Origin of the sequence: Dryocola baronae, assembly GCF_051297175.1 — a bacterium.
Lineage (GTDB): Bacteria > Pseudomonadota > Gammaproteobacteria > Enterobacterales > Enterobacteriaceae > Dryocola.
In genome coordinates, this window is sequence record NZ_JBINNY010000001.1 from 3,742,529 (window position 1) to 3,764,491 (window position 21,963).

Here is a 21,963-nt window from a genome sequence, read left to right on the forward strand (position 1 = left end):
ACGTAGGTCGGGTAAGCGCAGCGCCACCCGACTTATCTCTATCCCTTATCCCGCCGGCACCACCCGAATATCCTCCATCCCAATCCCCAGCTTGCGCGGTTCATGGCCGAGAATATTGCCCTCGTTGGAGAGCTGCGGCTGCGGCGGAATAATTTCAAGCAGGCTGCTGCGTTCCGGGTTTTCGAAGTGCAGCGTGGTGGTGCTGAGCTGCTCGCCCAGGGTCAGCTCCTGCTGCTGGCTGCCGACCTTCACCGGCACCGCCTTGCCGACGTTTGGCCCGAAGGCTTTGGCGACGATCACCAGGTCGAATTTCTCCGGCAGCGGTTCGGCGTACTCAATCTTCACCGCCGGGGCCAGGTTGGCGTTCGACCAGCGGCCCCAGGCCTCCGGACGGGAAATGCCGCTGAACTGCTTCACGTTCTGCGGCGCGCCCGGCACGCTGAAGATAAAGCTGTCCGCGCTGTAGCGAATGGCGTTTTCATCGATTTTCAGCGTCGCCACGCTCTGGTTAAAGCGGTCTTTGTCGAGCTGCTCTTGGGCGAACGTCACCGGATGCTGCTCCTGCTCCGCCTCAATCAGGCGTACCGAAGGCCTGCCGCCGAGCTGGCCTTGCGACACGCACAGGCCGGTTGAGAGCGCAAGCTTAGGCTCCCACAGGCGCGCCATTTTGAAGCAGCGGTCGACCCAGATAAACTTATCTTTCGCTGAGAAATCAGCAAGCTGGTAGCGCAGCGGCGCGGAGTATTCGCTTTCCGGCAGCGGCTCGATTTTGTTGTCCGAAATACGCAGCAGCAGCGGCATTTTGAAGTGCGCCCCGGAGTAGCTGAAGGTGTTTTTCTTCTGGTCGATGGCGTATTCGGTGATGGTTTTCGGGAAGTTCCACAGGTCGATTACGTCCGGCTTCCACTCAACGATCTTCTCTTTGATATTCATGAATAAGGAAGACAGCGACTCGCCGGAAATACTGCTGCGGCCAAGTCCGATATAATTATCGCCGCCCAGAATATCCAGCACCGTTGCGCCGTTATCTAAAGTGCTGCGTTTTACCGGAATTAATTTCTGCTCCGGCTTATCGCCGCGAATAATAAAGAATAAATTATCGCGCTCCTGCTTATTGAGATATTTATAGGCCGTATTATTCATCGCCAGGTGGTCGGAAGAAACCACGATGACGGTATTTTTAAAATACGGTGACGCCTTAATCTTTTCTATTAGCGCGGCGATATGCTCCTGGCTACAGGCCACCGCGCTGAACGACTGATTCACCTTGCCGTCGAAGGTGTAGCTGCGGCGTTTGCAGGTTTTAGAGATAAAGCCGTCCGGATGATGGGTGTCTACCGTCAGCGTAAAGAGCGAGAAGCGCTTGTCGGCCTTCGATAGCTCAACGTACTTCTCGTACACCTCTTCGAGCACGGTATCGTCGTAGAAACCCCAGTTGTTTCTGTAGGTTGGGTCGGCGACCAGGCTTTTCAGCTCCTGGGCGCCGTACATGTGGTCAAAGCCGTGTGACTGCAAGAAGACGTCTTTGCCCGCAAAGCGCAGGTCCGCGCCCTGCATAAAGTAGTTTTCGTAGCCGGAGGCTTTGAGAATATCGCCGAGGCAGACGTTTTTCGGGAAGAAGCTCGACATGGAGGCCGACGAGTTGCCCTCAAACGGCGCAAACAGCGGAATGCCGCACTGGGAGGAAACCATCCCGGCAATGGTGTAGTCGGTGCCCGGCAGCTGGCCGGTATGGCTGAAGTCCATGCCGGAATCTTTCAGACCGGTTAATTCCGGCGCGAGATCCGGAAACAGCTCCGGCTGGAAATAGGTACGTTCAAGGCTTTCGCCGTAAATATAAACCAGGTTCAGCTTGGGATTATTAATGACGCCGTGCGGGACTTTATAATACGCGTCGAAATCGGAATCGCCTTTGCGGGTCTGAGACTTCACCAGCTCCGCGACCTGGCGGAACGCGGGGGACGCATCGACGGACGCCAGCGCCAGCACCACGGCCAGCAGGCTGTAGCCAAAATGATGCGGATGCCCTTTACGGCGGCGCAGCACCCACGTCAGCATGCCAAAGACCGCAACCAGCGCAACGAGCACGCCGAGCCCCGGCAGGACGTATTTACCGATGCCCGCGCCCGTCAGGCTGCTGGTCAGCGTATAAAGCACGGCGTCGTTGATGCCCTCTCCGGTGAAGTAGTTGCTGGCCACCAGCGTCACGTTCAGCACGATATACAGAGCCAAAACCACCAGAATAGAGCTAAACCACCAGATATTTCGCCCGGCTTTAACGGCATATACAGCGATGGCTGCCACAAACAACACGATTGAAAGCAATTCCGACAACTGCCTGATCCTCATTAAATTGGACGCCACCCGGCGCGACGCCCGGCCCAGAGAGATTCCGGGCGCTTAAATCTAGCGTCGAAGGCATAGCGTTGCAATTTGTCTGTCACAAAACTGTGCTGCATTGCGGAATTGTTCAATAACGGACGTAAATCGGAAAAATCTATCGCAGCCATCGTTACTACAATCGGCCGGAAGATTGACCGTGCCGCCGCTTCGATGCTGTAATTCCGGCGCTGTTATAATTTTTTAAAGTGGAATTGTAACGCGCAACATTAAGAGGCCACCCCGCAACGGGTGGCCTTTTTCTTTGCCGGTTATTCAGGTTGTAAGGTATGGCTTATTGATTCGATAAAACCTACCCATTAGAGATAAGCCTTCAAGTTCGGTACCTTTCTCCCATCGCAAAACGGAGGAAGTACAGATGTCTTTAATTAATACAAAAATCAAACCATTCAAAAACAGCGCTTTTAAAAACGGTGAGTTCATTGAAGTTACCGAGCAGGACGTAGAAGGCCGCTGGAGCGTTTTCTTCTTCTATCCAGCTGACTTTACCTTTGTATGCCCAACCGAACTGGGCGACGTGGCTGACCATTACGAAGAATTCCAGAAGCTGGGCGTAGATATCTACTCTGTGTCTACCGATACCCACTTCACCCATAAAGCATGGCACAGCAGCTCCGAAACCATCGCCAAAATCAAATATGCGATGATCGGCGACCCAACCGGCGCGTTGACCCGCAACTTCGAAAACATGCGTGAAGACGAAGGCCTGGCGGACCGCGGTACCTTTATCGTTGACCCACAGGGCATCATCCAGGCTATCGAAGTGACCGCTGAAGGCATTGGCCGTGACGCTTCTGACCTGCTGCGTAAAGTGAAAGCGGCTCAGTACGTTGCTTCTCACCCAGGCGAAGTTTGCCCGGCTAAATGGAAAGAAGGCGAAGCGACTCTGGCACCGTCATTGGACCTGGTCGGTAAAATCTAAGCAGTTTGTTTCCCAGGGCGGTTCTACCGCCCTTTTTTCAGAAGGTGGGTGGCGCTTCGCTTATCCACCCTACAACCGCTTTTTGTAGGTCGGGCAAGCGCAGCGCCTCCCGACATTAACTTGACGTTCAAGACGATAGCGACCTATTACGTTTTTGCCTTCAGGGAGAGACTCGTGCTCGATACCAACATGAAAACCCAACTCAAGGCCTACCTTGAGAGACTCACTAAACCTGTTGAGTTGATCGCCACTCTGGATGACGGTGCTAAGTCATCGGAGATTAAGGAACTGCTGGCAGAAATCGCTGAATTATCTGACAAAGTTTCCTTTAGCATTAATAACGACCTGCCGGTGCGCAAGCCGTCGTTTTTGATTACTAACCCAGGTTCCGACAAGGGCCCGCGCTTTGCCGGCTCCCCGCTCGGCCACGAATTTACTTCTCTGGTGCTGGCACTGTTACAGACCGGGGGACACCCGTCGAAAGAATCCCAGGATCTGCTCGATCAGATCCGCGACATCGACGGCGATTTCCATTTTGAAACCTACTATTCGCTGTCGTGCCACAACTGCCCGGACGTGGTGCAGGCGCTGAACCTGATGAGCGTGCTGAATCCGCGCATCACCCATACCGCCATTGACGGCGGCGTGTATCAGAATGAAATTCAGGAACGCAACGTGATGGGCGTTCCGGCGGTATTCCTGAACGGTAAAGAGTTCGGCCAGGGCCGCATGACGCTGGCTGAAATCGTCGGCAAAATTGACACCGGCGCGGAAAAACGCGCAGCACAAGCGTTGAACAAACGCGAAGCCTACGACGTGCTGATCGTCGGCAGCGGCCCTGCGGGCGCGGCGGCGGCGGTTTATGCGGCACGTAAAGGCATTCGTACCGGCCTGATGGGCGAGCGCTTTGGCGGCCAGGTGCTGGATACCGTTGATATCGAAAACTATATTTCCGTGCCGAAAACCGAAGGCCAGAAGCTGGCTGGCGCGCTGAAGGCCCACGTTGATGATTACGACGTGGACGTGATTGATACCCAGAGCGCAAGCAGGCTGATTCCGGCGGCGTCCGAAGGGGGTTTACACCAGATTCAGACCGCGTCCGGCGCTACCCTGAGCGCGCGCAGCATCATCATTGCCACCGGCGCAAAATGGCGCAACATGAACGTGCCGGGCGAAGACCAGTACCGCACCAAGGGCGTAACCTACTGCCCGCACTGCGACGGCCCGCTGTTTAAAGGCAAGCGCGTGGCGGTGATCGGCGGCGGCAACTCCGGCGTGGAGGCGGCAATCGATCTGGCAGGCCTGGTTGAGCACGTAACGCTGCTGGAATTTGCCCCAGAGATGAAGGCCGACCAGGTGCTGCAGAACAAACTGCGCAGCCTGAGCAACGTCGACGTCGTTCTGAACGCGCAAACGCTGGAAGTGAAAGGCGACGGCAGCAAGGTGACCGGCCTGCAGTATAAAGACCGCGTAACCGAAGCCGTGCACGACATCGCGCTGGCGGGGATTTTCGTGCAGATAGGCCTGCTGCCGAACACCAACTGGCTGGAAGGCAGCGTTGAGCGCAACCGCATGGGCGAAATCATCATCGATGCGAAGTGCGAAACGACCGTGAAGGGCGTATTTGCGGCGGGCGACTGCACAACCGTGCCTTACAAGCAGATTATTATCGCGACGGGCGAAGGCGCTAAAGCTTCCCTAAGCGCGTTTGATTATTTGATTCGCAATTCTTGATGGGCGGCAGCGGTGGATGGCGCTTCGCTTATCCACCGTACAAAACTAGCGCCGGATAAGCACTCGCTTCGTCCGACGTTATCAATATATGCCCTTACCGTAGGTCGGATAAGCGCCAGCGCCATCCGACTTTTCCACATCAATAATCCTTCGGCAAATGCCGGATCCCCAGCAGCCTGCCGCGTCTTATCTCGATGTATTCGCCCTTTCTCAGCTCGCCCAGAATCGTCATTATCGTGCTGCGCGCCAGCTGCGTGCGCTGCTGAATGTAATCAGCGACGTTAATGTCACGACGCAGCTCCAGGGACATATCGCCTAACTCCATCAGCTTATTGCGAATCATCGTGTAGGAGTTGACGCCTACCAGCTGCTCGTCGCGCGCCGAAAATACCTGCAGGAACCAGGCGAAAATAGCTGCCACCGTTTGCCACTGCTGATGCTCGGTTATCGCGTCCAGGGCAACGCTCGCGGGTATTCTGTAGCCCTTGCAGGTGCTCTGCGCGACCAGATACCAGGAGCCGCGTGGCCGCACGGCTTCGGTAAGGCCAAAAATCATCGGCGCGCGCGCGGTGGTAAGCGTAAGCTCATCCAATCCGCGCACAAACCTGAACAAACCCTCGCTAAAGATAAAAATCGACTGTTGGCCATCTTCAAACGCATCGACCGCTTCGCCCTGCTCAAGCGTGCAGGGCGTGCCAAGGGGAGTCAGTAAAGCACCCAAAGTTTCAAATTCAGCATTTGGCCGCTCCGGATAAGCAGTAAGCGTCATCGGCGTCTTCACCGAACCATCAGCATTATTCATGTCCGATCCTTTGTTCATTTTTATTACTGATATCTTAGCCGATAAAAAAAGCGGCTTTCGCCGCTTTTTGAGGTTTTTCTTAGAAAAATGCTATTTTCTGCGCCAGGTCGTGCCCTGCGCGCCGTCTTCCAGCACGATGCCCATCTCGTTCAGACGGTCGCGCGCCTGGTCGGCAAGCGCCCAGTCTTTGGACTTACGAGCGTCGTTACGCTGCTTGATAAGCGCTTCAATTTCAGCTACTTCGCCGTCGTCCGCCTGTGCGCCGCTCTGCAGGAAGGCTTCCGGGTCCTGCTCCAGCAGGCCCAGCACGCCGGAAAGCTGGCGCAGCGCCGCCGCAAGGCCGTTTGCCGCCGTCACATCTTCCGCTTTCAGGCGGTTTACTTCGCGCGCCATGTCGAACAGCACGGAATAGGCTTCCGGCGTGTTGAAGTCGTCGTCCATGGCATCACGGAAGCGGGCTTCGAACGCTTCGCCACCGGCGGGCTGTGCGGCGCTGTCCGTGCCGCGCAGCGCGGTGTACAGGCGCTCCAGCGAAGTACGCGCCTGCTTGAGGTTCTCTTCGCTGTAGTTCAGCTGGCTGCGATAGTGGCCGGACATCAGGAAGTAGCGAATGGTTTCCGCGTCGTAATACTTTAATACGTCGCGCACGGTGAAGAAGTTGCCCAGCGATTTGGACATTTTCTCGCGGTCAACCATCACCATGCCGGAGTGCATCCAGGTGTTCACGTACTCGCCGTCATGTGCGCAGGTGGACTGGGCGATTTCGTTTTCATGGTGCGGGAACATCAGGTCTGAGCCGCCGCCGTGAATGTCGAAATGGTTGCCGAGCTGCTTGCAGTTCATCGCCGAACATTCAATGTGCCAGCCCGGACGGCCTTCACCCCACGGTGACTGCCAGCTTGGCTCGCCCGGCTTGGACATCTTCCACAGCACGAAGTCCATCGGGTTGCGCTTCACGTCTGCGGCAACTTCCACGCGCGCGCCGGCCTGCAGCTGATCCAGATCCTGGCGTGAAAGCTTGCCGTAGGACGGGTCGGTTTCCACCGAAAACATCACGTCGCCGTTCGAGGCCACGTAGGCGTGGTTGCGCGCGATAAGCTGTTCAACTATTTCGATGATTTCCGGGATATGTTTGGTGGCGCGCGGCTCGCTGTCCGGGCGCAGAATGTTGAGCGCGTCGAAATCTTTGTGCATTTCGGCGACCATCCTGTCCACCAGCGCAACAAAATCTTCGCCGTTTTCGTGGGCGCGTTTAATGATTTTATCGTCAATATCGGTGATGTTGCGCACGTACTTCAGCTTGTAGCCGATAAAACGCAGGTAGCGGGCAACGACGTCAAACGCCACGAAGGTACGGCCATGGCCGATGTGACACAGGTCGTAAACGGTGATACCACACACGTACATGCCAACTTCTCCGGCATGAATAGGTTTGAATTCCTCTTTTTGACGACTCATTGTATTGAAGATTTTTAACATCAGGAGATTCCGTGTCAGCGTGTGTAATAAGAATTGGCGTGTATGTTACCTCAAAATTTCACACGGAAGCAGTACGCTTTGCAAGGTGATGATCAAGTGCAGTTATGCTATAACAACCACCTTGTGTGGCGGCACCGTCTGCCGGAACACTGTCTGACTAATATAGGATGCAGAGCATGGTTACTTTTCACACTAATCACGGTGATATCATCATCAAAACTTTTGACGATAAAGCGCCAATTACCGTTAAAAACTTCCTGGACTACTGCCGCGAAGGTTTCTACGACAACACCATTTTCCACCGTGTGATCAACGGTTTTATGATCCAGGGCGGCGGTTTTGAACCTGGCATGAAGCAGAAAGAAACCAAAGACACCATTCAGAACGAAGCAAACAACGGCCTGAAAAACACCCGTGGCACCCTGGCGATGGCTCGCACCCAGGCACCACACTCCGCAAGCGCACAGTTCTTCATCAACGTGGCAGATAACGACTTCCTGAACTTCAGCGGCGAAAGCCTGCAGGGTTGGGGCTACTGCGTATTTGCCGAAGTGGTTGAAGGCATGGACGTGGTTGATAAAATCAAGGGCGTTTCCACCGGCCGCAGCGGCATGCATCAGGACGTGCCGAAAGAAGACGTCATTATTAACAGCGTCACCGTCAGCGAGTAATTCGCCGTCGATGATCCTGTTTATTGCAGATTTACATCTCTGCTCAGAAGAACCGGCGATAACCGCCGGTTTTCTGCGTTTTCTGGCAGGCACGGCGCGGGAAGCGCAGGCGCTGTACATCCTCGGCGACCTGTTTGAAGCTTGGATTGGCGACGACGATCCCGAACCGCTGCACGGCGAAATCGCTTTAGCCATCAAAGCGTTGGTTGATTCAGGCGTCCCCTGCTATTTCATCCACGGCAACCGCGATTTCCTGCTCGGCAGGCGCTTTGCCCGCCTGAGCGGCATGACGCTGCTGCCGGAAGAAAAAGTCCTCGATCTGTACGGCCGCAGGGTGCTCATTCTGCACGGCGATACGCTTTGCACGGACGACAACGGCTACCAGGCGTTTCGCCAGAAGGTGCACCAGCCCTGGCTGCAACGGCTGTTCCTCGCGCTGCCGCTGTTTATCCGCAAACGCGTGGCCGCCAAAATGCGCGCCGGAAGCAAGGCTGCCAATAGCAGCAAATCCCTCTCCATTATGGACGTGAATCAGCAGGCGGTTGTCGACGCCCTCACCCGCCGCGACGTGCAGTGGATGATCCACGGCCACACGCATCGCCCGGAAATTCACTCCCTGACCGCAAACGGCAAACCCGCTTTCCGCTGCGTGCTGGGCGCATGGCATACGGAAGGTTCGATGATCAAAGTCACCCCCGAAGACGTCGAGCTTATCGCGTTCGATTTTTAAGTCGCAAGGCCGTTTTTCGCCGCTTTGTTAACCACGCAACCGTTTTCCTTGTCCGATGTTCATGGTATTCTCACACTCCTTCTGACCGACCGCCCGACGTTCGGTGATGTTTGCACTTCCACAGGAGTTTTGAGACGCATGTCCTCCAACCAGACCCCGGCGCGTATCGCCATTGTCATGGGTTCCAAAAGTGACTGGGCCACCATGCAGTTTGCAGCAGAAATCCTTACCGCGCTTGAAGTCCCGCACCACGTCGAAGTCGTTTCCGCACACCGCACGCCGGATAAACTCTTTAGCTTTGCCGAACAGGCCGAAAGCAACGGTTACCAGGTGATTATCGCGGGCGCGGGCGGTGCTGCGCATCTGCCGGGCATGCTGGCGGCTAAAACGCTGGTGCCGGTGCTGGGCGTGCCGGTGCAAAGTGCTGCGTTAAGCGGCGTGGACAGCCTCTATTCCATCGTACAGATGCCGCGCGGTATTCCGGTGGGCACGCTGGCGATTGGCAAAGCCGGTGCGGCAAACTCGGCGCTGCTGGCAGCACAAATCCTTGCCCTGCACGACCACGCGCTGCACAAGCGTCTGGCCGCATGGCGCAACGCGCAGACCGAAGAAGTGCTGGAAAATCCGGACCCGCGGGGTGAGGCATGAAGCGCGTCTGCGTTTTAGGCAACGGCCAGCTGGGCAGAATGCTGCGCCAGGCGGGCGAGCCGCTGGGCATCGCGGTGTATCCCGTGGGGCTTGACGCCGAGCCGGAAGCCGTCCCCTTCGCGCAGAGCGTGATCACCGCTGAAATCGAGCGCTGGCCCGAAACCGCCCTTACCCGCGAGCTGGCGCGCCACAACGCCTTTGTGAACCGCGATGTCTTCCCGATTATCGCCGACCGCCTGACGCAGAAAGAGATGTTCGACAGGCTGGGGCTGGCAACCGCCCCGTGGCAGCTGCTTTCCAGCCGCGACGAATGGGCCGACGTTTTTGAAACGCTGGGCGATCTGGCGATCGTTAAACGCCGCGTCGGCGGCTACGACGGTCGCGGCCAGTGGCGTTTACGCCGCGGCGAAACCAACCAACTGCCGGACGACTGCTACGGCGAGTGCATCGTTGAGCAGGGCATTAACTTTTCCGGCGAAGTTTCGCTTGTCGGCGCGCGCGGCCACGACGGCAGCACGGTGTTTTATCCGCTGACGCACAACCTGCACCAGGACGGCATTCTGCGCGCAAGCGTCGCCTTCCCGCACGCCAACGCCGAGCAGCAAAGCGAAGCGGAAGACATGCTCAGCGCCGTGATGCACGAACTGAACTACGTCGGCGTGATGGCGATGGAGTGCTTTGTCACCCCGTCCGGCCTGCTGATTAACGAGCTGGCCCCGCGCGTGCACAACAGCGGGCACTGGACGCAGAACGGCGCGTCCATCAGCCAGTTCGAGCTGCATCTGCGCGCGATTGTCGATTTGCCGCTGCCGCAGCCTGTCGTTAACGCCCCGTCGGTGATGATCAACCTGATTGGCTCCGAGCTGAACTATAACTGGCTGAAGCTGCCGCTGGTGCACCTGCACTGGTACGACAAAGAGGTGCGCGAAGGCCGCAAGGTCGGGCATCTCAACCTAAACGACAGCGATACCGACAGGATGAGCGCGTCGCTCGAGGCGCTGGTTCCGCTGCTGTCCCCGGACTATGCGAGCGGCATCGCCTGGGCGCAGAGCAAGCTTCTTAAGTAGCTACGTTTGCGGCGGGTGGCGCTTCGCTTACCCGCCCTACGAATCATCCGGAGCCGTAGGTCGGGTAAGGCGTAGGCCGCCATCCAACAATAATTTAAACAGTTTGTAGGTCGGATAAGCGCAGCGCCATCCGACAAGACGCACGGTATCGTAGGTCGGTTTGTAGGTCGGATAAGCAACGCGCCATCCGACGAAATACCCGGTATTTAGGTCGGTTTGTAGGTCGGATAAGCGCAGCGCCATCCGACAAGATGCACGGTATTACAGGCCGATTTGTAGGTCGGATAAGCGCAGCGCCATCCGACATATTCCTTTTTATAAAATACCCGCCGCACTTTCCCCTCTTTCTTTTCATGCCCAGCCAGCGCACAATCCCCCTCGTTTCGCCCCATTCGTCTTAAGGTTTATGCATGATTAACGCTCGTCCCGACTCTCAACATTACGAACAGCTGCTGCGCACCGATACCCCGCTTATCGACGTGCGCGCGCCGGTTGAATTCAGCCAGGGCGCTATGCCCGCCGCGCTTAATCTGCCGCTGATGTCGGATGAAGAACGAGCGGCCGTCGGCACCTGCTACAAGCAGCGCGGGCAGCAGGCGGCGGTTGAGCTGGGCCATATTCTGGTCAACGGCAAGACCAAAGCCGCGCGCCTTGAAAGGTGGCTCGAGCAGTGTCGGCTCCATCCCGACGGCTATCTGTGCTGCGCGCGTGGCGGCATGCGTTCGCATATCGTCCAGCAGTGGCTGCGCGAAGCGGGCGTGAACTACCCGCTGGTAGACGGCGGTTACAAGGCGCTACGCCACTTCGCAGTACAGACCATTGAAGCACGCGCGACGTGGCCGATGATCATGGTCAGCGGCAACACCGGCTGCGGCAAAACCATCCTGATCCGCTCGCTGCCTACCGGCGTCGATCTTGAAGGGCTGGCGCGCCACCGCGGCTCCTCGTTTGGCCGCACGATCGTCGAGCAGCCTTCACAGGCGAGCTTCGAAAACAACCTTGCCGTCACGCTGCTGAAAAAGAGCGAGGGCGCGCCGGTGACCTGGATTATCGAAGACGAAGGCCGCATGATCGGCTCGCGCCACATCCCGGAAACCTTCAGAGAAAACATGACGCGTTCGCCGATTGTGGTGATTGAAGACCCGTTCGAGGTGCGCCTGGAGCGCCTGAAAAACGAATACTTCGAGCAGATGAGCGCCGCGTTTTTGTCCGTAAGCGATGAAGAAACCGCGTGGCGACACTACGGCGAATACCTGCATCACGGCCTGTTCGCCATTCGCCGCCGCCTGGGCATGGAACGTTTCCAGCAGTTCACCATGGTGCTGGACAAGGCGCTCGAACACCAGCGCAAGACCGGCTTAAGCGACGGGCATCTGGCGTGGCTTGCGCCGCTGCTGGAAGAATATTACGACCCGATGTACCGCTACCAGCTGGGCAAAAAAGCGGGGCAAATCGTGTTTCGCGGGGATTATAGGCAGGTTGAATCCTGGCTGCGCAGCAGCAGCTACGTCAGCCAGGCAAAATAATCCTAGTGCCGGTCGCGCTTATCCGCGCGGCGGGCCAGATAGTCCCCCGCCATTTGCACCACCTGCACCAGCACGATCAGCGCCACCACGGTCACCACCATTACCTGGGTTTCGTAGCGGTAATAGCCGTAGCGAATCGCCAGATCCCCCACGCCCCCGCCGCCCACTATGCCGGCCATCGCCGAGTAGCCGATCAGGCTAACCAGCGTAATGGTTAACCCGCGCAGCAGGCCCGCGCTGGCTTCCGGCAGCAGGACGGTGCAGATGATGCGCATCGGGCTTGCGCCAAACGCCAGCGCCGCCTCGATAATCCCGCGATCCACCTCGCGCAGCGCCCCGTCAACCAGACGCGCGTAAAACGCGATCGCCGCGACGGAAAGTGGAACCGAGGCCGCAATTGGCCCAATCGTGTTACCCAGCAGAAACTGCGTCAGCGGCAGAAGCAGCACCAGCAGGATCACAAACGGCACCGAGCGCACGATGTTCACCACCACCGAGCTGAACACGTTCAGCAGCCGGTTCTGCCAGAACAGGTGCCGGTCGGTAACAAAAATCAGGAAGCCGAGCGGCAGGCCGCCGACGATAGCCAGCACCGTCGAGATGCCGAGCATCTGGAAGGTTTCGTTAAACGCGAGCAGCAGGTCCGCGACTAAATCATCCATTGATCACCTCCACCTGGGCCGTACGAACGCGAATATGTTCCACGGCAGCATCCACCGCGGTTGGGTTATGCGGGGCGGTGAGCTGAACCACCAGGATCCCCAGCGCCTTTTCACCAATGTATTCGATTTTGCCGTGCAGAATGTTCACCGCCACGCCAAACTTCACCGCCACGTCTGAAAGCACAGGCTGTTCCGCAGAATCGCCGATAAACAAAATCTTCAGCAGCGAGCCGTGCAGATGCTGCTGCAGGCGTTCGGGCAGCCTGAGGTTAAGCGTGTGCGACACCAGCTGGCGGGTAAACGCGTGCTGCGGATGGGCGAAGATATCGAACACCTCCCCCGCCTCCACCACTTTGCCGCCGGACATCACCGCCACCCGGTCGCAGATCGATTTGATCACGTTCATCTCATGGGTGATCAGCACGATGGTGATGCCAAGCTGCTGATTAATCTGCTTGAGCAGCGCCAGGATAGTGGCCGACGTTTCCAGATCCAGCGCCGACGTTGGCTCATCGCACAGCAGCACGTCAGGATGGTTGGCGATGGCGCGCGCGATGCCCACACGCTGTTTTTGCCCGCCGCTAAGCTGCGCCGGGTAGCGGCCGGCCTTATCTTCGAGGCCCACCAGCTTGAGGATTTCCGCCACGCGCGGCGCGATTTTGCCGCGTTCCCAGCCCGCCGCCTTCAGGCTAAACGCCACGTTCTGGCTGACGGTGCGGGTGTGCATCAGGTTGAAGTGCTGAAAGATCATGCCGATGCGCTGGCGCGCCTTGCGAAGCGCCCCACCTTCCAGCGCGGTAATTTCCGTCCCGGCAACTTTGACGCTGCCCTGGCTCGGGCGTTGTAGGGCATTCAGCGTGCGCAGCAGGGTGCTTTTCCCCGCGCCGCTAGTGCCGACAATGCCAAATATTTCGCCGGACGCGATGCGCAGGCTGACGTTATCCACCGCCCGGCTGGTCTGGCTGCGGCCGGTGGGAAAATCCACGCAGACCTTTTCTATCTCAATCATGAAAACCTCGGAGTCGACCACGATGGGCAGACATCCCGCCTGCCCGGATAATGCGGAGTTACCGTTGAGCGGCCTGCGTCATCCAGTCTGGTTTCTGGAAGGCGTTGAAGATGTTTTTCGGATCGTCAATCACCGCCCGGTAGGCCGGGGATTTGACCACTTCTACGATATCCTTCGCGAAAGGTTTGTCCGCATCTTCGCTACGCACTGCAATGATATTCTTGAGGTTTTCGTCAAGGTGTTCCTGCTTGAGCGCAGAATTCAGGTCAAGGCCCGCGGCAATCGCAAAGTTACCGTTAACCAGCGCGGCGGAGGCGCTGTCCAGCGTGCGCGGCAGCTGCGCGGCTTCCAGCGGCTTAAACACCAGGCCTTTCGGGTTGCTGGCGATATCACGCTCGGACGCCTTCGTCGGGTCGATATTGTCTTTGATGGTAATCAGCTCCATCGACTGCAGGAAGCGCAGGCCGCGAGCCAGGTTTGTCGGGTCGTTCGACAGCGTGACGATATCGCCCTTTTTCAACTCGCCGAGGCTCTTCACCTTGTGGGAATAAAGCCCCATTCCGGCGGTAGGCACGGTCAGCAGTTTGGTAAGCTTGAGGCCTTTGTCGGCGGTGAATTTGTTGAAATAGAGGCTGTGCTGGAACAGGTTGGCGTCGATGCTGCCGTTAGCGAGCGCCATGTTCGGCTGAACGTAGTCGCTGAACTCGCGCACCACCACCTTATAGCCCTTCTCTTTTAGCGACGGCGCAATAGCCTGCTTAACCATGTCGCCATAAGGACCGGGCGCGACGCCAAAGGTAATGGTCTTATCATCGGCGGCGTGCGCCAGGTTTAAACCACTCGCCAGAAGCAGTGCTGCGCTTGCAAAACGAAGGCCGTGACGGATTCCCATATATTCTCCCTAACATGAATGTGCGTGCTGTGTTGTGGCCGCCCGATCGGTGCCGGGCCGCTCCGTAAGTCGCTGAATCAAAACCAGCGATTAAGATGACATAAACTGCCGCGAGGAGTAATTGCGAAAAAGGAATAAGGGTAGTTGAAATGGGTATAACGAAGCGGTGCCTGTTTATAATTCGTAAGCAGGCACGGGGGGCTGATCACTCAGGCTACAAATACGGGACTCAAGATCAATCTTATATAAATAAGTCTGGCCTGACGCCAAATCTTTCGGCAAGTGCTTTTATATGCGAGATGGTTAATGACCGATCACCGGACAAAATCTGGCTTACCAATGATTTTGAACCAATTTCTTCCTTCAGATCTGCGTAGGTAAGATTATGCTGATCTATCAGCACTCTTAATGCAGCAACGCCTGTGGGCATATCTTCTATAGCCTTATTAAAATCGGCGAATCTCTCATTTCTTTTTTCATAATCTGTAATTTTTAGCGCCAGAAAATCGATTAAAGGATTCGTATCATCGTTCTCTATTAGATATTCAACCATTTCCAGCGCATTTCGGTAATCACTCTCTGAGGCGCTGTCCCCCAGCAGGGGGATTGCAGCAACTAACTGTTTAGTGGCTTCTAATGCTTTAGCTGTATCTTTAATCATTCTCTATTCTCCCGGTAATACCTTGACAGTTTGTCATATTCCGCATGGGTAACAATATGTTTTACGAACACCTTTTTATTTATAAAGTTGATATAGGCTATTATTCGTAAGCTATTGCCTCCAACGTCAATGACCCACCATTTATCTCTGTATTTAAAGTTATCAAGGCTTGGAAACTGATTTTTCAAATCGGCTGGGCTGATAAAGTCCTTTTCACTCAATTGTTTGTATGTTGCCAGTAACGCGACACTGATATTGGAATATTTCAGAGAAGCCGCGAGAAAAGGTTCCTTAGAAATCACATGCATCCTATGCACTCCGTTTACATTATGTGAACATCATAACAGCCATTTATTTGGTTTACAATATGTAAACCAGAAAGAAAAAGATCCATGCCGACGCTCCGCTTTTTTTGGAGAAGGGAGGCGATGCTGGCTATAAGTACGTTAACACCACTGTACAAGTCAACAGTAAAAATATGGGATTTCAGGGCGGATATTCAAACTTCGAGGCGGCTCGCAGGCGTGATGAAACGCACCGCAGAATTGCAGATTTTTGGGCGGGTAAAATGGCTTTACCCGCCCCTGTACGATTAGAAATCGTAACGCAGACGGACCAGGTTCATGTCGCCCAGATCGTCGGTGCTGGAGGTGAATACGTGTTCGTAATCTACGCGGAAACCGTAGTCCAGCTGGAAGCTTACGCCCACGCCGTTGTCGGTGCGCAGGTAGTTGCGGCCGTTAACGTATTCGATGCGATCGCCCATAAAGTAAGGCTGCACGGTTTTCAGCGCGTACTGGCCAACCGGGATGGTGTAGCCCGCGAAGTATTCCACGCCCCACGCGTCGCCCGCGAAGTAGTTGTTCACGTCGACTTTTTTGGTGGTCATAAAGTTCTGATACCAGCCGCCGCCGACGCTGAACGTCCAGGCATCCGGTTTCCAGCTTAGCGCGGTACCGAGGATGTTCTGGTCGTAGGTTTTGCTGTCGCTGTTGCCCGGATTGCGCATTTCCGCACGGGTGTAGTTCCACGCCGTACCCCAGGTCAGGTCTTTGGTCAGATGGTAATCCACGCCCAGCGAGCCGCCGCCTTTACGCTTGTAGCGCAGGCCGTTGCCCGGCAGGTATTCGCCGTCGTCGAACAGGTAGGACGCGTACACGTCCGCATCGCCGAAGGTGTTTTTGTACTTCAGCATTTTGCGAGAACGGTAGGAGCCGTCGTAGTCGCCGTTGATGCCGTTGCCCGGTGCCTGGCCGATCATGTCGTAGTCCCAGATATCGGTTTTCGCGCCGACCACGTCGTAGTACACGCTGTTCTGCTGGCCGAAGGTTAACGTACCCCAGGTTTTGCTTTTCAGGCCGGTGTACAGCATGCGGCGAGAGGTGTCGTTCGCCCCTTCCGCATAATGGTTATCCCAGTCGAATACCGCCGGAATATTAACACCCAGTTCGTAATAGCTGATCCAGCTAATATCGTCGAACAGGTAATAGTCTGCCGCGAAGCGGAAACGGGTGCCGCCGTCAAAGCCGTTACGCTTATATGAGCCTTTATCACCGTCGCCGGTCATCATATTAAACTGCGGACGAATGCTCCCGCCGAAGGTGAAATTCAGGCGGCTTAACGGGTCGCCCGCCTGCGGATCCTGTTTTAAGAGAGTGATTTCAGCATTGGCCGCGAAAGAGGCCATCCCCAGCAGCAGGCCTGCACCCACAAGCTTCGGAAGAACGCGCATTTTGATGTTCATTTATAAACCTTAGTAACCTGATTATTATTTTCGCGGAGATATTACAGCTTATTTATTGTTCCGGGTGGGGGATTTTTAATGATTCGTGCGGTTAAAGCGGATCTATTACTTAATAGGTATTACAAAAATTGAGCAGTGCGCCAGGAAATATGTCCTGGCGCAATAAAAATCGAAATATAACTGAGTTTATAGCGCTATGCAGGTACCCGCCTCACCGGCGAGAATCTGGTCGATTTGATGCAGCGCGCCAATGTAGGCCGGTTTGCCAAGCTGGCGCACGTAGTCGCTGACCGCCGCCACCTTCGGCCCCATCGAACCGTCGGCTTTGGCGAACGGCGCCAGCTCGTCCGGCGTGGCGCGGCGAATGGCCCGCTGGGCTGGCGTTCCCCAATGTTCATACACCGCGTCGGCGTCGGTGAGGATCACCAGGCCGTCTGCGCCAATCTGCCGGGCCAGCAGCGCGGCGGCGAGATCTTTGTCGATCACCGCCTCTACGCCCTGCGCGCCCTCCTCGCCTTCAATCATCGCCACCCCGCCGCCGCCGCCGCAGACAACGATGTGGCCATTTTGCAGCAGCAGCTCAATAGCCTCGCCGTCGACGATTTTCAGCGGCGCGGGGGAAGCCACAACGCGGCGCAGGTAGCGGCCGTCGGCCTTCATCGTCCAGCCGTAGCGGCCTTCAAGCTCCCCCCGCTGCGCCGGATCATAAACCGGGCCGATGAATTTTTCCGGCTGGCCGAACGCCGGGTCGTCGGCGTTCACCAGCATGCGCGTCATGACGGTAGTAACCGGCGGCGTGCCCGGCCGTTGGGCCAGGCGCTGCGCCAGCATATAGCCAATCATGCCCTGCGTTTCGGCCACCAGCACGTCGAGCGGGTAAGGCGCGACGTCGCGGTAGGCGAGGTTTTGCAGGGCCAGCAGCCCAACCTGCGGGCCGTTGCCGTGCACCAGCGCCAGGCGATATTTTTGCGCCAGCTGCCCGAGGGCGGCGGCGACCTTGTCGATATTGCGGTATTGATTTTCCACCGTCAGCGCTTCCCCGCGCTGCAGCAGAGCGTTGCCCCCAAGGGCGACGACCAGAGTTTTCATGTTCATTCCTTTACAGTGCGCCAAGCGCCTGCTGCCCGAGCCAGAAGCCCAGCAGCGTGTCGGCCCCGGAGGTGTGCCCGAGCGCCAGAAGCTGTTCGATGGCGAAAGGCAGACGCCGGTGCTCGGCAAGCGCGCTGGCAAAATAGAGCAGCGGCGAGGCGAAAACGCCCTGCGCCGCGTGCTGAAGATAGGCGACGCTGACCTGGGTCGTGGCGGCGCGCAGGCAGTTGGATGCGGCAAAAAACGGCAGGTCGGGCAACGCCCCGGCGACGCTTGCCGCCAGCAGCATGCCCACCAGCATATCGTCGTGCGTCGGCGTCAGACCCGGGCCTTTGCCCAGGTGCGGGCACCAGTTCACCTCTTTGCCTTTTATCGCCTGCCGAAAAAGCTGCTTGAGCCTGTTCAGCTCGCCGTTGATGGGCCGGGCGATGGCCGTAGCAAGCGGCCCGTACAGCCCGGTGCTTTCGCCGCGCGCCAGATAATGCGCGTCAGCCAAACGCACGTCGCAGGCGGCCATTTGCCGAAGCAAACACCGCCGTTCCGGTTGCCGTATACGCACGCGCCCAAGCTGAATGCCGCCGGTATGGGCGATAACCGGCGAATCAGCGTTGAGCGAGGCGCGCAGGGCGTCGAAATCGTCGCTTTTCAGCACCCAGCCCATCGGGCTGAGGCCGTTACCCGCGCGGTGCAGCGTCAGCAAATTGCCCGACTCCCCCGCCAGATTGATGGCGCGGGAGTACAGGCCCGCCACCTGCCAGCTATCCTCAATCGACGGCGCGTGAAGGCTGCCAAGCAGGGCGCTAATCACGTTCGGCCTCAGGAGAGGTTCAGGGATTCGGCCAGCGCTTCCAGCGCCTGCTCGAAGCACGCCAGCGGCGCGCGCACCGTCCCGGCACCGATTTGCCCGACGCCCGCCTCTTTATGCGCGATGCCGGTGTTGATAAGCGGCGTGATGCCCGTTTCCACCACGCGACGGATATCCAGCCCCAGGCATGCGCCCTGGAAATCCCAGCCGGGGATCGGCAGCTGCATGTTGCGCTCGAGGAAGATCTCCGCCATCTCTTCGGAAACCGAACGCGCCGCGTCCATACCGCCCGCGCCAACGAAGCGCGTTACACCAGGCGCTGCGATCATCGCCGCCCCGCCGATGCCGAAGGTTTCGGTGATGGCGCTGTCGCCCATGTCCGGGTTGGCCTGATCCTGGGTGTAGCCGGTGAAGAACAGCCCCTGCGGCATGTTGACCGGCGCGGTGAACCAGCGGTCGCCAAGCCCGCTCACGCGGATGCCGAACCGGTCGCCGTTGCGGGTCATGGCGGTGACGATGCTGCCCGCGCGGATTTGCGCCCCGGCGTCCATCGCCGCCTTGCAGTAGGCCATCGCCAGGTTAAGGAAGAACTGGTCGGTGACGCTCAGGAAGTCCATCACCTCGGCAAGCTGCTGCCTGTCGTGTTCGAGGCGCATGATGGCCGGAGCGAGCGTGCGCATCAGCAGCGCGGAAGAGGCGATGTTGCGCTGGTGGAACTCGTCCCCCATGGTGATGCCCTGCGCCATCATGGCGGTCAGGTCCACCCCGCGCTCGAGGGTTTTCAGCGCCGCGCTCAGCACCGGCATCAGCACGTCGCGCATCCAGCGCTGGCGGCTCAGCACGTCCTCGCCGTAGGCACCAAAGCGCATCACCTTGCCGATACCTTCGTTAAGGTTGCAGTACGCGCGGTTGCCTTCGGTGATGTTTTCGACCACCACCATCGGCATGGAGGCCGAGGTGATGCCGCCCATCGGGCCAACGGCGTTAACGTGGTGGCAGGGTACGAAGTTAACTTCGCCAGTTTCCAGCAGGCGCAGCGCCTGGCTTTCTTCCGTCGCCCAGCCTTCCAGCAGCGCCGCGCCGATACAGGCCCCTTTCATCGGGCCGGTCATATCCTGCCAGGCCATCGGCGGCCCGGCGTGCAGCAGGGTCATGCCCTGGTTGAGCACGCTGATAAGCTGGCCCGCCGGTTTCACATCCAGCCAGTGGGGACGAGCCTGACGAACGCGTTCGATAACGCTTGAGTTGGCCTGAGCCAAAGATGTAGTCATAACAACCTCTTACTGTAAAAGGGCTAACAGACGAGCCAGTTTTTGATTGCCACCGGCAACCGGCGCCCACTGGTAATGCACCACCGGCGTTGCGGTCGCCTGCAAATCTTGCGCAAAGCTCCGCAGGCCGGTGTTGATAACGGCGATGCCGTCGAGCAGTGCGGGCAGCGGCAGTTCAGGCCGGGCCGGATGGCGTTGAATAAGCGTGGAGGCAAGCAGGGTGGCTTCCGGCAGCGAGTGCATCACCAGCACGCCCGCGTCTTTCAGCGTGGCGATTTGCGCGGAGCGGGACTGCGGATCGAGCCGCGTGCCGGTCACCGTGGCAATAATCGCCAGCGGGGCATCCGCCTGGCGGTTTTTGCGCAGCACGCCGATGGCGCGGGCCAGCTCGCCCGCCGGGTCGCTCTGCGCGCCGTAGCCGATCACCACGTCCAGCAGCAGCACGCCGACCTCCGGCCTGTTCGCCAGGTCCTCAATCATCTGGCTGCGCAGCGTCGGGTCGATCATCGGGTGCGGCCTGCCGACGGTGTAGAAATCGTCGCCGAGATCGCTGATGCGGTGGCCGTCGGCGTCCAGCATCGTGCCCTGGTGATGATGTTCATCCACTTGCACGCCGAGCCGGTCGGCAAGCAGCATTGCCGCTTCCGCCGCGAGGGTGCCGCCGGTGTACAGGCCGCAGATTTTTTTATCCGCAAGCCCAGGGTTTTGCGCGCGCGCGGCCTCTACGTTGGCAAGCAGGCACGCAAGGCGCGCCGCTTCGTCGATGGTTTCGGCGTACCAGACGTTGCCGTCCCGTCGCGCCGCCGCTTTATGCCCGAGGAACAGCGCCACGACAGGCTTGCCGACGGCCTGCATAGCGGCGACAACCTTCTGGCGCACGGCTTCGGCCGGTGGCTTAGAGACAAAGGCCAGCACCTGGCTTTGCGGGTCGGCCGCAAGCCAGGAAAGCGCGGTCATGGCGCTCAGGCCGCCAACGTCGGCAGACAGGTCGCGCCCGCCGAGGCCGATGGCGTGGGTAATCCCCTGCTCCGCCAGCGCAATCTGCGAAATCAGCTCCTGGATGCCGGTGCCGGATGCGCCAATCACGCCGATGTTGCCCTGCGGCATCACGTTGGCGAAGGCCAGCGGCGTACCCGCCAGAATCGCCGTGCCGCAGTCCGGCCCCATCACCAGCAGCCCCTTTTCACGGGCGCGGGTTTTGAGATGGATTTCCTGCTCGAGCGTGACGTTATCGGAGAAGATCATCACGTTTTTGCCCGCCTCCAGCGCCTGCTCCGCCACGCCTGCGGCATACTCCCCGGCGATGGAAACCAGCACCACGTTGGCGTCCGGCAGTTTCTGGCAGGCGCTTTCCCAGCGGCGCACCTGGGTGAGCTGCTGGCCGGAACCGCTGCCCTGGGCAAGCGCGGCGAGCGCGCCTTCGAGCTTCTGATTGACCTGCTCGGCTATCGCCGCATCCTCGGAATGGCTGCGGATCGCGACGCAAATATCGTTCGGCGTTGCCTGCGCAAAGTCGTCGTGCCAGAAACCGGTGTTTTCCAGCAGCGATTTATTGGCCGGGGTGCCCATCATCACCGACACATCGTCAACGCCCTCTTCCTCACTCAGCTTGCGTGAAATAAGCATTAAGCTTACTGAATCCTGAAAGCATCCTTTCTTGATAAAGGCATGAATCATAATTATTCCTCGTGGCCCTTAATACACCTGTGTGATGGGCTACAGGCTAAGCGGCATGAAATAAAGTAAAGTTGACAGACGTCACACTCTATTTATTGATAAAGAGATTTGAACAGTTGGCGGTTAATTATTTAAATATCTGCCGCGCAGGCATTAATTAAAATTAGTTACAGA

At 57.9% G+C, this 21,963-nt stretch carries 20 protein-coding genes; 7 read left to right on the forward strand and 13 right to left on the reverse strand.

Annotated elements, in window-relative coordinates:
- Positions 1-45: 45 nt before the first annotated feature.
- Entirely contained in the window at positions 46-2,349 is a 2,304-nt protein-coding gene (gene opgB, locus ACSPHG_RS17795; protein WP_435954811.1) for a phosphatidylglycerol--membrane-oligosaccharide glycerophosphotransferase, read from the reverse strand.
- Between the two features lie 409 nt (positions 2,350-2,758).
- On the opposite strand from opgB, the gene ahpC reads away from it, so the two are divergent.
- Together ahpC and ahpF are read left to right on the forward strand one after the other, a co-directional pair.
- Complete coding sequence (gene ahpC, locus ACSPHG_RS17800; protein WP_271122479.1) at positions 2,759-3,322, forward strand: alkyl hydroperoxide reductase subunit C; 564 nt, start codon at positions 2,759-2,761, stop codon at positions 3,320-3,322.
- A 174-nt stretch (positions 3,323-3,496) separates the two neighbouring features.
- Positions 3,497-5,056: an alkyl hydroperoxide reductase subunit F gene (gene ahpF, locus ACSPHG_RS17805; protein WP_435954812.1), complete on the forward strand. Its 1,560-nt coding sequence runs from the start codon at positions 3,497-3,499 to the stop codon at positions 5,054-5,056.
- A 139-nt stretch (positions 5,057-5,195) separates the two neighbouring features.
- Here the strand turns inward: ahpF and ACSPHG_RS17810 are convergent, their stop codons facing one another.
- Both ACSPHG_RS17810 and cysS read right to left on the reverse strand, forming a co-directional pair.
- A complete protein-coding gene (locus ACSPHG_RS17810; protein ID WP_435954813.1) occupies positions 5,196-5,858 on the reverse strand; it encodes a helix-turn-helix domain-containing protein in 663 nt (220 codons plus the stop codon).
- A gap of 90 nt (positions 5,859-5,948) precedes the next feature.
- Positions 5,949-7,337 carry a cysteine--tRNA ligase gene (gene cysS, locus ACSPHG_RS17815; RefSeq protein ID WP_435954814.1) on the reverse strand — a complete coding sequence of 463 codons (1,389 nt, stop codon included), beginning with the start codon at positions 7,335-7,337 and terminating at the stop codon, positions 5,949-5,951.
- Positions 7,338-7,513: 176 nt separating this feature from the next.
- On the opposite strand from cysS, the gene ppiB reads away from it, so the two are divergent.
- The 5 genes from ppiB (at position 7,514) to mnmH (ending at position 11,979) form a co-directional block, all read left to right on the forward strand.
- Entirely contained in the window at positions 7,514-8,008 is a 495-nt protein-coding gene (gene ppiB, locus ACSPHG_RS17820) for a peptidylprolyl isomerase B (protein WP_435954815.1), read from the forward strand.
- Positions 8,009-8,018: 10 nt separating this feature from the next.
- Complete coding sequence (lpxH, locus tag ACSPHG_RS17825; protein ID WP_435954816.1) at positions 8,019-8,738, forward strand: UDP-2,3-diacylglucosamine diphosphatase; 720 nt, start codon at positions 8,019-8,021, stop codon at positions 8,736-8,738.
- A gap of 138 nt (positions 8,739-8,876) precedes the next feature.
- Positions 8,877-9,386 (forward strand): 5-(carboxyamino)imidazole ribonucleotide mutase, encoded by a 510-nt coding sequence (purE, locus tag ACSPHG_RS17830; protein ID WP_435954817.1) that lies wholly within the window; start codon positions 8,877-8,879, stop codon positions 9,384-9,386.
- Positions 9,383-10,453 carry a 5-(carboxyamino)imidazole ribonucleotide synthase gene (gene purK / locus ACSPHG_RS17835; protein ID WP_435954818.1) on the forward strand — a complete coding sequence of 357 codons (1,071 nt, stop codon included), beginning with the start codon at positions 9,383-9,385 and terminating at the stop codon, positions 10,451-10,453. The genes purE and purK overlap by 4 nt, the downstream gene beginning before the upstream one ends.
- Before the next feature lie 410 nt (positions 10,454-10,863).
- Entirely contained in the window at positions 10,864-11,979 is a 1,116-nt protein-coding gene (mnmH, locus tag ACSPHG_RS17840) for a tRNA 2-selenouridine(34) synthase MnmH (protein ID WP_435954819.1), read from the forward strand.
- 2 nt (positions 11,980-11,981) lie between these two features.
- Here the strand turns inward: mnmH and ACSPHG_RS17845 are convergent, their stop codons facing one another.
- The 10 genes from ACSPHG_RS17845 to ACSPHG_RS17890 all read right to left on the reverse strand — a co-directional run bounded on the left by ACSPHG_RS17845 (position 11,982) and on the right by ACSPHG_RS17890 (position 21,789).
- Positions 11,982-12,641, reverse strand: coding sequence for a methionine ABC transporter permease (locus tag ACSPHG_RS17845; protein WP_435954820.1), 660 nt, complete (start codon positions 12,639-12,641; stop codon positions 11,982-11,984).
- Entirely contained in the window at positions 12,634-13,650 is a 1,017-nt protein-coding gene (gene sfbB / locus ACSPHG_RS17850) for a virulence-associated ABC transporter ATP-binding protein SfbB (RefSeq protein ID WP_435954821.1), read from the reverse strand. The genes ACSPHG_RS17845 and sfbB overlap by 8 nt, the downstream gene beginning before the upstream one ends.
- 58 nt (positions 13,651-13,708) lie before the next feature.
- Positions 13,709-14,542 (reverse strand): MetQ/NlpA family ABC transporter substrate-binding protein, encoded by an 834-nt coding sequence (locus tag ACSPHG_RS17855; protein ID WP_435954822.1) that lies wholly within the window; start codon positions 14,540-14,542, stop codon positions 13,709-13,711.
- 241 nt (positions 14,543-14,783) lie between these two features.
- On the reverse strand, positions 14,784-15,203 hold the full coding sequence (locus ACSPHG_RS17860) for a helix-turn-helix domain-containing protein (RefSeq protein WP_435954823.1): 420 nt from the start codon (positions 15,201-15,203) through the stop codon (positions 14,784-14,786).
- Positions 15,200-15,511, reverse strand: coding sequence for a type II toxin-antitoxin system HigB family toxin (locus tag ACSPHG_RS17865; protein WP_435954824.1), 312 nt, complete (start codon positions 15,509-15,511; stop codon positions 15,200-15,202). The genes ACSPHG_RS17860 and ACSPHG_RS17865 overlap by 4 nt, the downstream gene beginning before the upstream one ends.
- A gap of 284 nt (positions 15,512-15,795) precedes the next feature.
- Positions 15,796-16,935, reverse strand: coding sequence for a porin (locus ACSPHG_RS17870; protein WP_435956055.1), 1,140 nt, complete (start codon positions 16,933-16,935; stop codon positions 15,796-15,798).
- 198 nt (positions 16,936-17,133) lie between these two features.
- Positions 17,134-18,036, reverse strand: coding sequence for a carbamate kinase (locus ACSPHG_RS17875; RefSeq protein WP_435954825.1), 903 nt, complete (start codon positions 18,034-18,036; stop codon positions 17,134-17,136).
- A 10-nt stretch (positions 18,037-18,046) separates the two neighbouring features.
- Complete coding sequence (locus tag ACSPHG_RS17880) at positions 18,047-18,844, reverse strand: oxamate carbamoyltransferase subunit AllH family protein (RefSeq protein WP_435954826.1); 798 nt, start codon at positions 18,842-18,844, stop codon at positions 18,047-18,049.
- A gap of 8 nt (positions 18,845-18,852) precedes the next feature.
- Positions 18,853-20,112 (reverse strand): YlbE family protein, encoded by a 1,260-nt coding sequence (locus ACSPHG_RS17885; protein WP_435954827.1) that lies wholly within the window; start codon positions 20,110-20,112, stop codon positions 18,853-18,855.
- Between the two features lie 9 nt (positions 20,113-20,121).
- Positions 20,122-21,789 carry an acyl-CoA synthetase FdrA gene (locus ACSPHG_RS17890; RefSeq protein WP_435954828.1) on the reverse strand — a complete coding sequence of 556 codons (1,668 nt, stop codon included), beginning with the start codon at positions 21,787-21,789 and terminating at the stop codon, positions 20,122-20,124.
- Positions 21,790-21,963 lie beyond the last annotated feature (174 nt).